The 14,472-nt window shown below is 74.2% G+C and carries 14 protein-coding genes; 8 read left to right on the forward strand and 6 right to left on the reverse strand.

What is annotated here, in order from left to right:
- The first annotated feature begins 148 nt into the window (after positions 1–148).
- Both PZC42_RS11235 and PZC42_RS11240 read left to right on the forward strand, forming a co-directional pair.
- Positions 149–622: a carboxymuconolactone decarboxylase family protein gene (locus PZC42_RS11235; protein ID WP_277211066.1), complete on the forward strand. Its 474-nt coding sequence runs from the start codon at positions 149–151 to the stop codon at positions 620–622.
- Positions 619–1,614, forward strand: a complete 996-nt coding sequence (locus PZC42_RS11240) for a pirin family protein (protein WP_277211068.1) — start codon at positions 619–621, stop codon at positions 1,612–1,614. The genes PZC42_RS11235 and PZC42_RS11240 overlap by 4 nt, the downstream gene beginning before the upstream one ends.
- On the opposite strand, the gene PZC42_RS11245 is transcribed toward PZC42_RS11240, so the two are convergent.
- Positions 1,592–2,551, reverse strand: a complete 960-nt coding sequence (locus PZC42_RS11245) for an EamA family transporter (protein WP_277211070.1) — start codon at positions 2,549–2,551, stop codon at positions 1,592–1,594. The genes PZC42_RS11240 and PZC42_RS11245 overlap by 23 nt on opposite strands.
- Before the next feature lie 80 nt (positions 2,552–2,631).
- On the opposite strand from PZC42_RS11245, the gene PZC42_RS11250 reads away from it, so the two are divergent.
- Positions 2,632–3,507 (forward strand): LysR family transcriptional regulator, encoded by an 876-nt coding sequence (locus PZC42_RS11250; RefSeq protein ID WP_277211072.1) that lies wholly within the window; start codon positions 2,632–2,634, stop codon positions 3,505–3,507.
- Between the two features lie 65 nt (positions 3,508–3,572).
- On the opposite strand, the gene PZC42_RS11255 is transcribed toward PZC42_RS11250, so the two are convergent.
- From PZC42_RS11255 to PZC42_RS22555, 4 genes are all read right to left on the reverse strand, one after another.
- Positions 3,573–4,286, reverse strand: coding sequence for a rhamnogalacturonan acetylesterase (locus PZC42_RS11255; protein WP_277211074.1), 714 nt, complete (start codon positions 4,284–4,286; stop codon positions 3,573–3,575).
- Positions 4,287–4,349: 63 nt separating this feature from the next.
- Positions 4,350–5,129 carry a hypothetical protein gene (locus PZC42_RS11260; protein ID WP_277211076.1) on the reverse strand — a complete coding sequence of 260 codons (780 nt, stop codon included), beginning with the start codon at positions 5,127–5,129 and terminating at the stop codon, positions 4,350–4,352.
- On the reverse strand, positions 5,126–5,866 hold the full coding sequence (locus PZC42_RS11265; RefSeq protein ID WP_277211078.1) for an ABC transporter ATP-binding protein: 741 nt from the start codon (positions 5,864–5,866) through the stop codon (positions 5,126–5,128). Before PZC42_RS11265 ends, PZC42_RS11260 begins: the two co-directional genes overlap by 4 nt.
- Positions 5,863–6,471, reverse strand: coding sequence for a TetR/AcrR family transcriptional regulator (locus PZC42_RS22555; protein ID WP_277211080.1), 609 nt, complete (start codon positions 6,469–6,471; stop codon positions 5,863–5,865). The genes PZC42_RS11265 and PZC42_RS22555 overlap by 4 nt, the downstream gene beginning before the upstream one ends.
- 89 nt (positions 6,472–6,560) lie before the next feature.
- Here PZC42_RS22555 and PZC42_RS11275 point away from each other — a divergent pair, with 89 nt between their 5' ends.
- Positions 6,561–9,113, forward strand: a complete 2,553-nt coding sequence (locus PZC42_RS11275) for a DNA polymerase III subunit gamma and tau (protein WP_277211082.1) — start codon at positions 6,561–6,563, stop codon at positions 9,111–9,113.
- On the forward strand, positions 9,110–9,532 hold the full coding sequence (locus PZC42_RS11280; protein WP_277211084.1) for an NUDIX hydrolase: 423 nt from the start codon (positions 9,110–9,112) through the stop codon (positions 9,530–9,532). The genes PZC42_RS11275 and PZC42_RS11280 overlap by 4 nt, the downstream gene beginning before the upstream one ends.
- Here PZC42_RS11280 and PZC42_RS11285 read toward each other — a convergent pair.
- Complete coding sequence (locus PZC42_RS11285) at positions 9,508–10,908, reverse strand: ATP-binding protein (RefSeq protein ID WP_277211086.1); 1,401 nt, start codon at positions 10,906–10,908, stop codon at positions 9,508–9,510. The genes PZC42_RS11280 and PZC42_RS11285 overlap by 25 nt on opposite strands.
- A gap of 94 nt (positions 10,909–11,002) precedes the next feature.
- On the opposite strand from PZC42_RS11285, the gene PZC42_RS11290 reads away from it, so the two are divergent.
- The 3 genes from PZC42_RS11290 (at position 11,003) to PZC42_RS11300 (ending at position 14,454) form a co-directional block, all read left to right on the forward strand.
- On the forward strand, positions 11,003–12,562 hold the full coding sequence (locus PZC42_RS11290) for a serine hydrolase domain-containing protein (protein WP_277211088.1): 1,560 nt from the start codon (positions 11,003–11,005) through the stop codon (positions 12,560–12,562).
- A gap of 117 nt (positions 12,563–12,679) precedes the next feature.
- Positions 12,680–13,630: an ABC transporter ATP-binding protein gene (locus tag PZC42_RS11295; protein ID WP_277211090.1), complete on the forward strand. Its 951-nt coding sequence runs from the start codon at positions 12,680–12,682 to the stop codon at positions 13,628–13,630.
- Positions 13,627–14,454 (forward strand): ABC transporter permease, encoded by an 828-nt coding sequence (locus tag PZC42_RS11300; protein WP_277211092.1) that lies wholly within the window; start codon positions 13,627–13,629, stop codon positions 14,452–14,454. Before PZC42_RS11295 ends, PZC42_RS11300 begins: the two co-directional genes overlap by 4 nt.
- The last annotated feature ends 18 nt before the right edge of the window (positions 14,455–14,472 follow it).

The raw sequence follows: 14,472 nt of genomic DNA on the forward strand, positions 1-14,472 counted from the left end.
TGGCACACGGTCAAGCCGCCGGCACGTCGGGGCGCTTGACCGTGTGCCGGGAACACGGTCTTGAGTAGCGCCATGGATGACATCTCCGAGGCCGCCCCTCCCCGTGCTGCCGCCGGCGCCGCCCGCGCCGAGTGCGTCTAGAGCCGGCGTGCGCCCGTTCCTCGACAAGGCCGTGCCGGAGTCGTGGCACGCCCTGGTCGCCCTCTCGGCGGCGACGCGCGACGCCGCGACGCAGCGCGGGCTCCTCGCGCAGGAGTCCGAGCTGATCAAGGTGCGGGCGTCCCAGCTCAACGGCTGCTCGTTCTGCCTGGACCTCCACGGGCGAGAGGCGCGGCAGGCGGGCGTCCCGCAGCAGAAGCTGGACGTGCTGCCGAGCTGGCGAGAAGCGGGCGTGTTCGGCGACCGGGAACGGGCGGTGCTCGCCGTGGCCGAGGCGACGACGGTCCTCCCGCTCGACGACAGGGCCGCTGCCGAGCTGGCCGGCGCCCGGTCCGTCCTCGGTGACGCGACGTTCGTGGCCGCCGAGTGGGTGGCCGTCGCGATCAACGCGTTCAACAGGATCTCCGTCCTCAGCGGGCACCCGGTACGCCCGCGCGACCCCCAAGGAAGGCTCGTCCGATGACCAACCTCGACAGCCGCCCCGAGCTGGAGCTCCTCGGACCTGGCCGGTCGCGTGCCGCCGTACAGGTCCTGGAGCCCCGTCCTGTCGCGCTCGGCGGACCGCGCGCCATGGACGTGCATCGCACCTTGCCCCAGCGGGAGAGATCGTTGGTGGGAGCCTGGTGCTTCCTGGACCACTACGGCCCCGACGACGTCGCGGCCACGGGCGGCATGCTGGTGCCACGGCATCCGCACACCGGGCTCGCCACGGTGTCCTGGCTGTTCACCGGGCGCGTCGAGCACCTCGACTCCGGTGGCAACGCGGCGACGGTCGTCCCGGGCGCGCTCAACCTGATGATCGCGGGCCGCGGCATCACCCACCAGGAGATCAGTGGCCCCGAGGCCGGCATCCTGCACGGTGTTCAGCTCTGGTACGCGCTGCCCGAGGAGACCCGCTTCGGCGAGAAGGAGTTCGTGCGCCACACGCCGCAGCCGGTCACGTTGCCCGGGGCGACGGCGCGCGTGTTCATCGGAGAGCTCGCCGGTTCGGTGTCGCCGGTCGACACACGCACACCCGACCTGCTCGGTGCCGAGCTGGTTCTCGAGCCCGGGGCCTCTGTGCGGCTGGACGTCCGGGGGGACTTCGAGCACGGTGTGCTCGCCGAGAGCGCCGATGTCGTGGTCAACTCGACCGCTGTCGCGCACCGGTCCCTGGCCTACCTCCCGCCGGGGTCGGAGTCACTGGTCGTCGCAGCGGGCGATGCGGGTGCCCGCGTCATCGTCCTGGGGGGTGTCCCGTTGGGCGAGCAGATCGTGATGTGGTGGAACTTCGTCGGGCGGGACCATGACGAGATCGCCGCGTTCCGCCGCCGATATCAGGCGGAGCTCGGGTTCGAGCCCGTCGACCCGAGGGACGCGAGCGCACCCGAACTGTTCGGGCCCTTCCCCCCGGACCAGCCGCGTCCGCTGCCCGCCCCGCCCTTGCCGACCGTCAGGCTGCGCCCCCGGGAGTGAGCGAGCGCTCCAGCGCTGGTCGCCGGCGCGGGACCACCTGCCCGGCGACCAGCGCCAGCAGGGCGAGGCCGAACCCGAGGAGCTGGGGCGGTTCCATCGACTCGCCGAGCACCGCCGCGCCGAGGACGGCCGCCGTCAGCGGCGACAGCAGACCGAGGAACGCCACCGCCGTCACGGACAGCCGACGGATGCCGGCGAACCAGAGGGTGTAGGCGACGAGCCCTCCCACGATCCCGAGCCACAGGTAGCCGGCCAGCCCGCCGGCGTCGACCTGCGCCGGCACACCCTCGACGAGTGCGAGAGGGAGCAGCGCCAGTCCGCCCGCGGTGAGGAGCCACCCGGCGAACGCCATCGGGCCGACACCTGGCGGTCGCCCCCACTTCTTGGCGAGCGTGACACCGAGCGCCATGACGCCGGCACCCCCGAGGCCGGCGAGGACCCCGGCGGGGTCGAGGCCGGCCTCCGGGCCGAGGACGACCAGCCCGACGCCGAGCACCCCGACGACGCCCCAGGTCAGCCGCCACCGCGACCACCGTTCGCCGAGCACGGCGACGGAGAGGATCGCGACGACGAACGGCGTCGTCGCCCCCATGGTGGCCGCCACCCCGCCAGGGAGGCGTTCCGCGGCGATGAAGAGCAGCGGGAAGAACGCCCCGATGTTGAGCACCCCGAGCACCGCGGCCCGCCACCACCACGAACCGCGCGGCAGGGTCCGTGTCAGGGCGAGGGCGAGCAGCCCTGCTGGCAGGGCGCGCGCGGCGGCGGCGAACAGGGGGTGGCCCGGCGGGAGCAGCTCGGTGGTGACGAGGTAGGTGGTGCCCCAGACGATCGGCGTCATCGCGGTCAGGGCGGTGGTGCGGAGCCGGAGCGCGGCGGAGCCGGACGCCGAGAGCGGGGGTGACGCCGTCGTGCTCGATGGAGGAGCGGTGGTGGTCATGCCGTCCACCGTGCTCCCGGCACCAGCCATGAGTCCAACACATGCTTGTCACTGCTTCTATCGTGATCCACGATAGATCGATGGAGCTGCAGCAGATGCGCTACGTCGTCGCCGTCGCGGAGACGGGGAGCTTCACCCGGGCGGCCGAGCGGTGCTTCGTCGTGCAGTCGGCGCTCAGCCACCAGGTCGCGGCGCTCGAACGAGAGCTGGGAGTCCGGCTGTTCGCGCGCACGAGCCGGCGGGTGGAGATCACGGCCGCGGGGGAGGCTTTCCTCCCGCAGGCCCGGCTCGCCCTCGACGCCGCCCAGCGAGCGGGGCTGGAAGCAGCGGCCGCGGCCGGACAGGTCCGGGGATCCTTGCGCCTCGGCGTCATCCCCACGGTGACGGCCCTCGACGTGCCGGCGGTCCTGCGGCGCTTCCGGGCTGCCTACCCGCAGGTGACGGCGTCGTTGCGGGTGGCGGCCAGCGACGCGCTCGTCACGGGCGTGCGGGCAGGCGAGGTCGACGTCGCGGTGCTCGGCCTGCCGTCGGACCAGCCGCCATCGGGCGTGCGGCACCGCGAGCTGGCCCGGGAGCGCCTGGTGGCGGCCGTCGGCGCGGGGCATCCGCTGGCCGGCCGCGCCCGCGTCGACCTGGCCGAGCTGGCGGACGAGGTCTTCGCGGACTTCCCGGCCGGGTCGCCGGGCAGGGCGCAGAGCGACCGTGCCTTCGCCGCGGCCGGGCTCCGCCGCGACGTCGCCTTCGAGGCACCGGCGAGCGACCTGCTGCTGGGCCTCGTCCGGGAGGGGCTCGCGGTCACGATGCTGCCCGAACCGTTGGTCACCGGGGCGGACGGCGTGGCCGCGCTGCGGGTGACGCGCGGTCCGTCGCGGGTCCAGCACCTCGCGTGGAGCGACCTCAACCCGAGCCCGGCCGCGCTGGCGTTCCTCGACCTGGTGGACGGCGAGCCGAGGTAGTGGAAGATCACGCTTCGCGCGCTGATGCGCGAGGCTCCGCTACGCCGGGACTCCTTCGGGCCGGCTCAGGCCTGCTGCGCCGCCATGATCTCCACGCCCATGGGATCGGTGGCGTCGTGCACGCCGTCGATCGAGGCCAGCGCCTCGGCGACGTACTGCGCCACGTACCGGGCGCCCGCGGTGGTGAAGTGGGTGTTGTCCCGCGTCAGGTCGTCGCTCACGGTCAGTCCGGCCTCCGCGGCGGCGCCGTGCGGGAACAGTGCCGCCGACGCCGTCTCGCCCAGCCAGGCGTACAGCCAGCGCGTGAAGACCGTCAGCTCGATGACCGGGACGTCGAGCTCCTTGCCCAGCGCGCGCACCGTGGCCGGGTAGGACCCGTGCGTCCACCGCAGCGACCCGTCGGCCTCGAACCAGCGACGCTCGACGCTCGTGGCCAGGACCGGGCGCGCACCGGCGGCGCGCACCTCGGCCACGAACTCCGCGAGCCGACGGCGGTACCCACCATCGGCGGCGAGCTCGTCGGGGTGCTTCTGGTCGTTGTGGCCGAACTGGACGACCACCGTGTCGCCGGGCCCCATCGCCGCCGCCACGCGGGCCCAGTGGCCCTCGTCGCGGAAGCTCTGCGTGGTGGCGCCGCCGATCGCGAAGTTCCGGACGTCGTCGCCCACGAACGCGGCGAGCTCGTCGCCCCAGCCCAGCAGAGGGATCTGCGGGTGGCCCGACGTGGCGCCGTGGTCGGTGGGGGCGACGGTGGAGTCGCCCGCGAGGTGGATCGTCATCGGCCCTCCGGAAGTGTCTTGAATCGATTAAACAGTAGTGCGGCGATGGGCCGCCGTCAACGCTCACACGTCGGTGAGCCGGCGCCACTGCTGCACGACGACGGCGATGCCGGCCGGGGCCACCGCAGCCGTCAGCAGCAACCCGCCCGTCCCGATGCCGGCCGCCGCGTCGGCGCCGCCCGTGCCCGTCCACAGCGACGGCACGGCGTAGGGGAACCAGGCGCCGCCACCGACGAGCACCACCATCTGGGTCAGTGCCACGATCCCGATCAGTGCGCCGACGGTGGCCAGCGGGCTGCGCGTCGCCGTCGCCACCGCCGCGAACGGCATCGCGAGGCCGGCCCCGAGCAGACCCGCGGCCAGCGCCCGTCCCGCCGCGGCCCACGCCTCGGCGCCGAGACCGTCCGGCGAGACGGCCGCCGACAGCGCCACGGTGAGCGCGACCGCCGCCACCGTGCAGGCGGCCGCCCAGCCGAGCACCACCAGGCAGCGGGCCCACGCCACCGTCCAGCGCGGCGTCGCGAGCCCGAAGTAGGCTCCCGCCCGCCCGTCCGCCAGGGGCTGCCCGAACGTGGCCGCGACGGCGAACCCGCCCGCCATCAGGGTCGCCACGGCGAGGACCTGGCCGGCGGCGGTGACGTGCGTCGTGGCGAGGTCTCCGGTCGCGTACTCCGCGAGCTTGGCGGCCCCGGCGCCGACCAGTGCGCCGGACCGCGCGAGCGTCGTGAGTCCCACCGCCGCCGCGGGGACCAGCAGCACCAGCAGCGGTGTCGCCAGCCGCTGCACCGTCGAGCGGCGCCAGGCGAGGAGCTCCACCCGCAGCGCGGTCCCCGGCCCGGTCATGCCGCGCTCCCGGCGGAGGCCTCGAGCGCCGCGACGTCCGCCTCGAGCACCCTGGCGAAGAAGCGCCGTTCCATCTCGGGCCCCGGCGCGAGCTCACCGACCGACCGCCCTCCGTGCACGACGACGACCCTGTCGGCCACGCGCGCCACCTCGTCCAGGTGATGGCTGGAGACCAGCACGGCCGCGCCGTCGTCGGCCAGGGAGCGGACCAGCTCGCGCACGAGCACGACGCCGCGGGGGTCGAGGGCAGAGGTCGGCTCGTCGAGCACCAGCACGGACGGGCCGTGCACCACGGCGCAGGCGATGCCGAGACGCTGGGCGTTGCCGGCGGACAGCGTGCGGGCGCGGGCGTCGGCCCAGGCGTCGAGGTCCAGGCGGTGCACGACGACGGCGCCGGCGTCAGCGACCTCTGCCCGCGGCACGCCGTGCAGCAGCGCCGCGGTGCGCACGTTCTCGGACACGGTGAGGTCGGGCGAGACGAGCCCGACGCCGACGACGTGCCCGAACCGGTGCGCCGTCGTCGGCCGCATCCGGGAGGGGTCCGCGCCGAGCACGCGGGCGGTGCCCGATGCCGGCCGCAGCCGCCCGACCAGGACGCGCAGGGCGGTCGTCTTGCCCGCGCCGTTGAGGCCGACCATCGCGACGACCTCGCCGGGAGCTACGGCGAGGGACAGCCCGGCGAGGGCCGGGCGGTCGCCGAACCGGTGGTGGAGGTGGTCCAGGGTCAGGGGGTTCATGGTGTGGGTCCTAGCTGGTGCAGTGCGCGGGTGATGACCGCGCCGAGGTCGGGTGCGGGGTCGCCCGGGTCGCCCGGGTCGCCCGGGTCGACGAGGTCGGACGCGGTGAGGTCGGGCATCGTCAGCAGGGCGGCCGTGCACGCGCCGAGGCAGGCAGCGGCGGCGACGGTCGCGTCGAAGGGTGGGACGCCGTCGGCGACCAGCGCGTCGGTGATGGCGCGCTCGGTCTCCGCGGTGGCGGCGACGACGGAGGCGCGCAGCGCCGGGTGCCTCGCGACGAGCCGCACGCGGCGCACCGCCGTGGCGTCCTCGACGGGGCCGATCGTGCCGAGCGCCACCAGCATGCCGCGCCGGACACGCTCGAGGGGGGCCAGGTCGCGGGGCTGGTCGGCGACGGCTCGGGCGATGAGCGGGTCGTAGGGATCGGAGACGAGGACGGCGTCCTTGGTGGGGAAGTGTCGGAAGAACGTCATCTGCGTGATCCCGGCGGCTTCGGCGATCTGCGCGACGGTGGTCGCGCCGTAGCCCTGACGCTCGAAGAGGTCGAGCGCGGCGTCGAGGATGCGGGCCCGGGTGCGCTGCGCCCGGGGCGTCGGGGTGGCCACGACCTAATGTTACTCACTAACATTCCAGGATGCGAGCCGCTGAGGACCGGGAGGTGTCGGTGTCAGCCGCGGCGTCTATCGTGGCGTGCGTGACCACCGCCCTGTACCGCCGCTACCGGCCCGAGACCTTCGCCGAGGTGATCGGCCAGGAGCACGTCACCGCGCCGCTCATGCAGGCGCTGCGCAGCGGGCGCGTCAATCACGCCTACCTCTTCTCCGGTCCGCGCGGCTGCGGCAAGACGACCTCGGCCCGCATCCTCGCGCGCACGCTCAACTGCGCCCGGAACACCCCGGAGAAGCCGCTCGACACCCCCTGCGGCGAGTGCCCGTCGTGCGTCGAGCTGGCTCGCGGCGGGTCCGGTTCGCTCGACGTGGTCGAGATCGACGCGGCCTCGCACAACGGCGTCGACGACGCCCGCGACCTGCGCGAGCGGGCCACGTTCGCCCCCGCGCGCGACCGGTACAAGATCTTCATCCTCGACGAGGCCCACATGGTCACCCAGCAGGGCTTCAACGCGCTGCTGAAGATCGTCGAGGAGCCGCCGCCGCACATCAAGTTCGTGTTCGCGACGACGGAGCCGGACAAGGTCATCGGCACCATCCGCTCGCGCACCCACCACTACCCGTTCCGGCTGGTGCCGCCGGACGTGCTGGGCCCGTACCTCGAGGAGCTGTGCACCGCCGAGGGCGTCCAGATCGGTGGGGGCGTGGTCCCGCTCGTGACGCGCGCCGGCGGCGGGTCCGTGCGTGACTCGCTGTCCGTCATGGACCAGCTCATCGCCGGCGCGACGGGCGGTGCGGTCGAGTACGACACCGCCGTCGGCCTCCTCGGGTTCACGCACGCCACCCTGCTGGACGACGTCGTGGACGCCCTCGCGGCGCGGGACGGCGCCTCGATCTTCCGGGTCGTCGACCAGATCATCGCCACGGGGCACGAGCCGCGCCGGTTCGTCGAGGACGTGCTGGAACGCCTGCGCGACCTGGTCGTCATCGCCGTCTCGGGCGACGCCGCCGAGGCCGTGCTGCGCGACCTGCCCTCCGACCAGCTCGAGCGCATGTCCGTGCAGGCCTCCCACCTGGGCCTGGCCGAGCTGTCCCGCGCGGCGGACCTGGTCAACTCCGCCCTCACCGAGATGACCGGCGCGACGTCCCCGCGCCTACACCTCGAGCTGCTCTGCGCGCGGCTGCTCCTCCCCGGCGCCGACGACGGTGCCGACGGCCTGGCCGCACGCATCGACCGCCTGGAGCGCGGTGCGATCGCCGCCACGCCGGCGGGGGTCCCGGCTGCTGCGGGGGAGCGGCCCGTCGACGGCGGGTCGGCCGCCGCGAGGTCGGTGGACCCGGGGTCGACGACGGCGCCCGCGCCCGGCGGGCAGCGACCCGACGCCGGGGCGGCGGGCCTGTCCGGCGCCGCCGCCGCACGTGCCGCGCTGCAGAACAGCCGACGGCCCGTCGCCCGGGACGTCACGGCGGCCGCGTCCTCGGCGTCAGCCGCGCCCGAGCCGGAGCAGCTCGCGCCCGAGCCCGCTGTGCCCGAGCCTGCTGCGCCCGAGTCATCTGCGCCCGAGCAGGTCGAGCAGGTCGAGCCGACCGTGCCCGAGCAGGCCGCGCCCGAGCCGACCGCGGCCGAGGGTGAGCCCCCGTGGTCCGAGGCGCCGACGGAGACCAGCACGTCGTCCGAGCCTGCCGCAGAGCAGACATCGCCGCCGGTGTCCGGCACGGCGAGTGCGGACGCGGCGGAGGACCTGGACGAGGATCCCGCGGCGACGGAGGTCGCTGCGGTGCACTCGCCCGCCGCGGTGGTCGAGCCGTCCCCCGGTGGTCCCGAGGTCACGGCCGAGCTCGTTCGGCGCCGCTGGGACGAGGTCGTGGCGAACCTGTCGAGCCCGGTGACGCGCGCTCTGGTCGGCCCCAACGCGCAGGTGGCCTCCCTGTCCGGCGGGGTGCTCCGCCTCGCCTTCGACGCGGAGGGGATGGCCCGGGCGTTCTCGTCGCAGCCGCGCCACGTCGATGCGGTCGTCGACGCCGTCTTCCAGACGCTCGGCGTGCAGGTCCGACTCGAGGCGACCGTCGGGGCGCCCGGCCCGACGGAGAGCCCGGTGCCGGCACTCCCGAGCGCCTCCGACAGTCCGGCACCACCTGCCCCTGCTGCTCCGCCGGCTGCCGCAGAGCCGGGGTGGCCGGTCGTGGTGGACGCCGAGAGCGCGCCCCCGGCCGACGAGCCTGCCCCCGGAGTGCAGTCGGCCCAGTCGGCCCAGTCGGCCCAGTCGGCCCAGTCGGTTCAGTCGGCGGCCGACGCGGCCGACGCGGCCTGGCTCGCCGGGTCCTCGGCGTCGCCGTCGGACGGCGGGGCGTCGTTCGACACGGCTCCGCCTGCGCCCACGCCGCCGCCCGCCGCCGCGTCCGAGCGGTCCGCGGTCCCGCCGTCGGCCCCGCCGCAGACGCCGCGCCAGGCGGCCGAGCAGGCCGCGGCAGCCTCCCGGACGCGGGAGCAGGCCGCCCCGGCTGCGCCCGCCCCGAGCGGGTACGACGACGCCTCGGACGACGACCCCGACATCGCCTCGACGGGGCTGCTCGGGGTGCCGCTCGTGGTGAAGGTGCTGGACGGCACGATCATCGAAGAGCTCACGGACCAGCCGTGAGCACCGTCCACGTCGTAGCCGCGGTGATCGTGCGCGACGGCCGGTTCCTCCTCGTCCGCAAACGGGGCACCAGCGCGTTCATGCAGGTCGGCGGCAAGCTCGAGGCGGGCGAGGAACCGCTGACGGCGCTCGCCCGCGAGTGCGCGGAGGAGATCGGGCTCGTCGTCGACCCGGAGACGGTGGCGCCGCTGGGCAGGTTCAGCGCGCCCGCCGCCAACGAGCCGGACCACGTCGTGGTCGCCGACGTGTTCGCCGTCGACCTCCCGGCCGGGTTCGAGCCCGAACCCCGGGCCGAGCTGGCCGAGCTCGTGTGGATCGATCCGGTCGACCCTGTCACGACGCACCCGGTCGCCGCGCTCTCGCTGGAGCTGCTGGAACCGGTGGCGCGGCGGGCTCAGGCGCCCTCGACCAGCATCTGAGGAGTCACCACGGTGACCCCGGCCAGGTCGATCGCAGCACGTGTCACGGCGACGAGCGGGGTCTCGGCCGTGGTGCCCGGCACCCGGTCGCGGTGAATGACGAGGTCGGCCAGGTCGCGGGCGTCGAACGCATGCTCGTCGCGCCACTTCACGGAACCGACGAAGGACACGTGGCCTGCCACGGGTGCGTGGTCCGCGCCCACGAGGTCGACCTCGACGTCGTTGGTACGGGTCCACCAGCCGCCGATCTCGGCGGACTCCGGGATGACGCCGGTCAGGTCGTGCAGCATCCGGCGGACGACGGGTTCGACGGCGCGCCCGCGCCAGCTCGTCCATCCGGCGCGGATCCGGTCGAGCACCACGTCCGGACGCCCCTGGTCGATCCGCCGGATGCCGTCGGAGAGGAAGGCGAGCCAGAACCGCATGTACGGGTCCTCGATGCGGTAGCGCTTGTTCCGCGGGGCCGGCTTCGTGGAGAGCGGGACGTCCTCGACCACGGCCTGCCTGGCGGTCAGGACGCCGAGCGAGCGTTGCAGCGAGGCGTGAGGGATGTCGCCTGCGGCTCGGGCGATGTTGCTGAACGTCCGCTCCCCGTGGCCGATGGCTCGCAGCACCGTGCGTGCCTGGGCTTCGACCGGGAACTCCGACGTCATCACCCGCTCGCCCGAGACGAGCAGCGCTGAGACCGGGGACGTGACGGAGTCGGCGAGGAAGTCCCAGACCGACATCCCCTCCTCCCACTCGGACAGCACGAGCGGGAGCCCGCCGGTGACCAGGAACGCGTCGATGGCTTCAGCGGCCGGCAGGCCGGTCAGGTTCGCGACGTCCCGCGGGCGCAGGGGACCCAGGCTCAGCTCGGTCGCACGCCCGTAGAACGGGCGGCCGTGGCTGGTCAGCCGTTCCATCTCGGCACGGTCGGACCCGATGAGCACGAGCAGCACGGGGCGCCGCGAGAGGTGGGTGTCCCAGACGGACTGCAGTGCACCCTCGAACCCGACGTCCGCGCGGGAAAGGTACGACACCTCGTCGAGCACGACGACGGAGGGCGTGTCGCGGGGGACGACCAGCGCCAGGAGCTGCAGGGCGTCGGACCAGCTCGCGGGGGTGCCGAATCCTGCGGCGTCGGGCAGGGTCGAGGTGCGCAGCTCACGGACGAAGGCGGGCAGGTCCTGGTCGAGCGGTGAGCCCTCGGCGGTGAAGTGGAGCGACGGTAGCCCGGTACGGCGCAACCATTCGGTCACGAGCCGGGACTTGCCGACCCGACGGCGGCCCCTGATGGCGATCGCCCGCCCTGGGTGGTCGTCGCCGCGCTGCACCAGGCGCAGCAGGCGATCGAGGGATGCCATCTCTGTGTCGCGCCCGATGAAGCGAACCATGTCGTCTCCCAAGTAAGTAACCTTGATGATACTAACGTCGAGGTTAGTAAATTCGCCAATGAATCAGGTCAGGAGCTCGTGGCAGAGTGAGCCCGTGCCGACGACGACACCCACAACGACATCACCACACCGCCTGCCCCGCGCGACCCCGGAGTCCCAGGGGGTGGACCGTGCCGCGTTGGAGCGTCTCGTCGAGACGCTCGACGGCATCCGCGACGTCCACAGCCTCATGGTCCTGCGCCACGGCACCGTGGTCGCCGAGGACTGGTGGCACCCCTACCGGCCGGACGAGCCGCACACGATGTTCTCCGTGTCCAAGTCCTTCACGGCCACCGCCGTCGGCCTCGCGGTGGCCGAGGGTCTGCTCACCACCGACGACCGCGTCATCGAGCTGCTGCCCGACGACGCCCCGGACGACCCGAGCGGCCACCTCGCGGTCATGACCGTCCGCGACCTGCTGACGATGACGTCCGGCCACGGCACGGACACGATGAACTTCACGCTGCGCAACCTGCACGTGCCGGGGGACGGCTGGGCGCGGGACATCCTCGCCGCGCCGGTGACGCACGTGCCCGGGACGCACTTCGTCTACAACACGGGCGCCACCTACCTCCTCTCGGCGATCCTGCACCGCCTCACCGGCGAGCGGCTGCTCGACTACCTGACGCCGCGGCTCCTCGCCCCCCTGGGGATCACGGGGGCCACGTGGGAGCAGTGCCCGCGGGGCATCGACGTCGGCGGCTTCGGCCTGCGCCTGACCACGGAGGACCTGGCGGCGTTCGGTCAGCTCCTGCTGCAGCGGGGAACGTGGGAGGGCCGCGAGCTCGTCCCGGCGGCCTGGGTGGACGAGATGACCGCCGCCCAGGTCCCGAACGGTCCGGACGAGAACCCTGACTGGGAGCGCGGCTACGGCTACCAGTTCTGGCGGTGCCGCGGTGACGCCTACCGCGCCGACGGCGCGTTCGGGCAGTTCTGCGTCGTGTGGCCTGAGCAGGACGCCGTCGTGGTCCTGACCTCCGGCACGAGCGCGACGAGCACCGAGCTCGAGGTCGTCTTCGACCTCCTCGGTGACGCGTTCGACGCCGCGCCGGGCAGCGCGACACCCGAGGACCTCCCGGCCGACGACGGCGGCCCGCTCGCCCGCGGCGACCTCGCCGTCGCGCTGCCGCGCGGCGCGGCACACGGACCGGTCGAGGACTTCGTGCGCGGCTCGACGTTCGCGCTCGGGCCGTCCGACGGCGGCGCGCCGGTCACGTCCGACGGTCCGGAGCCGGGGTCGCCGGACCCGCACGCCCGGTCGGTCCTGCGGTGGCGCACCGTCAGCGTCGACCGGCACGGTGACGAGATCGAGCTCGGCTGGACCCACGCGGACCGTGGCGGGCAGCACGTGGTGCGTTGCGGCGTCGGCCACTGGGTGCTCGGCCGTGCCGAGGTCGACCACGAGGCGGTCCCCGTCGCGGGCGCTGCCGCCTGGACCTCACCGCACGAGCTGACGTGCCGCCTCCTGTGGCGCGGGACACCGTTCGCCCTCGACGTCCGGCTGGCGTTCGACGGTGACGGTGAGGGACGCTGGGTCGAGGTCGCCGTCGACCAGAACGTGTCGTTCGGCCCGACGGCGCTGCTCCGCGCCACCGGGCTGGGCGCCGCAGGTTGAGCTGAGGCCGGTCCCGGCCGTCGTCTGACAGATGTCACGGGCTCTCCGTGCGGACCGCACACAGAGCCGTGACGACCGGCACTACCTGCGACGTCGTCGTCCGGGCAGGCTCGACGCATGACCTACGAACCGATCGTCTCCGTCCGGGGGGCCAGGCGCCGGTACGGCCGCTTCGAGGCGGTCCGCGGCGTCGACCTCGACGTCCGACGCGGAGAGCTGCTGGCCCTGCTCGGCACCAACGGTGCCGGCAAGACGTCCCTCGTCGAGCTCGTCGAAGGCCTCGCCCCTGCCGATGCGGGGCAGGTCCGGGTGCTCGGCCACGACCCGTACCGCGAGCGCGCGCGGGTCGTGGGCGGCCTGGGGGTGATGCTCCAGGAGGCCGGCTTCTCGCCCGACCTGACGACCGCCGAGACGATGCGGATGTGGGCGGGGACCCTCGCGCGGCCCCGCCCCGTGGAGGACGTGCTCGACGACCTGAACCTGACCGCCCGCGCCGACGTGCGGGTCGGTAGCCTGTCCGGTGGCGAACGACGCCGGCTCGACCTGGCGCTCGCGATCCTCGGCAGCCCCGAGCTGCTGGTGATGGACGAGCCCACCACCGGTCTCGACCCCGAGAGCCGCCGCGCGGTGTGGCGGCTGGTGCGCGGGCTGCTCGAGGACGGTGTCACCGTCCTGCTGACCACGCACTACCTCCAGGAGGCGGAGGAGCTGGCCGACCGGATCGCGATCATGCGCGCAGGACGCGTCGTGCGCCAGGGCACCGTCGCCGAGACGGTCGCGGCCGAACCGGCCCGGATCGAGTTCGTCCCGCACGACGGCGCCGGAGCCCGGCTGCTGCTGACCGCCGCCGACCTGCCCTCGCTGCCCGGCCTGGTGGGGGCCGCCGTCGACCGTGGACGGGTGCGCCTGCAGTCCACCACGCTGCAGCAGGACCTGGAGGCCGTGCTGAACTGGGCCCGCGAGCGGGGTATGCGGCTGGAAGAGCTCGAGGCGCGCTCGGCGTCGCTCGAGCAGGCGTTCCTCTCCCTCGCCGAGGACGCCGACGTCGACGAGGAGGTCGCCGCATGAACGCCACGATCGTTGCCGGACGGGTCGCCCGGCCCACGGCGCCGCGCACCCGGCGGCTGCTCGCCCTCGCCCGCTCCGAGGTGCTGCTCCTGGTGCGCAACCGCACGGCGCTGGTCAACGCGGTGCTGCTCCCGGTCGGTTTCGTCGCCCTGTTCGCCGTCCTCGGCGGCGTCGGTGGGGACGGGACGCCCGGCCCGGCGGTCGCGGCGGGCGTGCTGGCGACGTTGCTGGTCGTCGCGCTGATGTTCGTCGTCTACTACAACCTCACGACGGCGTACGTGGCCCGTCGGGAGGACCGCGTGCTCCAGCGACTGCTCACCGGCTCCACCACCCGCGTCGAGGCGCTGCTCGCCCCCGCGCTGCCCGCCGTCGTCGTCACCCTCGTCCAGCTCGTGCTCGGCTACGCGGCGGTGTCCGTGGTGATCGAGCCACCGGGCACGGCCAACCCGCTCCTGGTGGTCGTCGCCGCACTGGGCGGTGCGGCCGTGCTCGGGGCGCTCGCGGCCGCGACGGCAGGCTTCTCGAGGACCGTGGAGTCCGTGCAGCTCACCACGTTGCCGGTGATCGTCCTGATCCTGCCGTTCGCCGGACTGTTCCCGACGCCGGAGGGTGGGGTCATCGGGGCGGTCGCGCGGTGCACGCCGCTGCGACCGGTGACCGAGCTCATGGCTCTGGGTCTGACCGGGACGGACGTCGACGGGCAGACGCTGACGTTCGTCGAGACGTTCGGTGCGGCGGTGCTGCCGATCGCCGTGCTCGCCGTCTGGACCGTCCTCGGTGTGCTTGCCGCACGGCGGTGGATGCGTTGGGCGCCGCGCCGGTGAGCTCGTCCGACGGCGGGA

The sequence above is a fragment of the Isoptericola croceus genome (assembly GCF_029382255.1).
GTDB lineage: Bacteria > Actinomycetota > Actinomycetes > Actinomycetales > Cellulomonadaceae > Isoptericola > Isoptericola croceus.

What these genes read in the sequence shown, in the direction of transcription:
- PZC42_RS11240 (WP_277211068.1), top strand. Translation starts at nt 619, where the DNA reads ATGACCAACCTCGACAGCCGCCCCGAGCTGGAGCTCCTCGGACCTGGC.
- PZC42_RS11245 (WP_277211070.1), bottom strand. Translation starts at nt 2,551, where the DNA reads ATGACCACCACCGCTCCTCCATCGAGCACGACGGCGTCACCCCCGCTC.
- PZC42_RS11250 (WP_277211072.1), top strand. Translation starts at nt 2,632, where the DNA reads ATGGAGCTGCAGCAGATGCGCTACGTCGTCGCCGTCGCGGAGACGGGG.
- PZC42_RS11255 (WP_277211074.1), bottom strand. Translation starts at nt 4,286, where the DNA reads ATGACGATCCACCTCGCGGGCGACTCCACCGTCGCCCCCACCGACCAC.
- PZC42_RS11260 (WP_277211076.1), bottom strand. Translation starts at nt 5,129, where the DNA reads ATGACCGGGCCGGGGACCGCGCTGCGGGTGGAGCTCCTCGCCTGGCGC.
- PZC42_RS11265 (WP_277211078.1), bottom strand. Translation starts at nt 5,866, where the DNA reads ATGAACCCCCTGACCCTGGACCACCTCCACCACCGGTTCGGCGACCGC.
- PZC42_RS11285 (WP_277211086.1), bottom strand. Translation starts at nt 10,908, where the DNA reads ATGGTTCGCTTCATCGGGCGCGACACAGAGATGGCATCCCTCGATCGC.
- PZC42_RS11295 (WP_277211090.1), top strand. Translation starts at nt 12,680, where the DNA reads ATGACCTACGAACCGATCGTCTCCGTCCGGGGGGCCAGGCGCCGGTAC.
- PZC42_RS11300 (WP_277211092.1), top strand. Translation starts at nt 13,627, where the DNA reads ATGAACGCCACGATCGTTGCCGGACGGGTCGCCCGGCCCACGGCGCCG.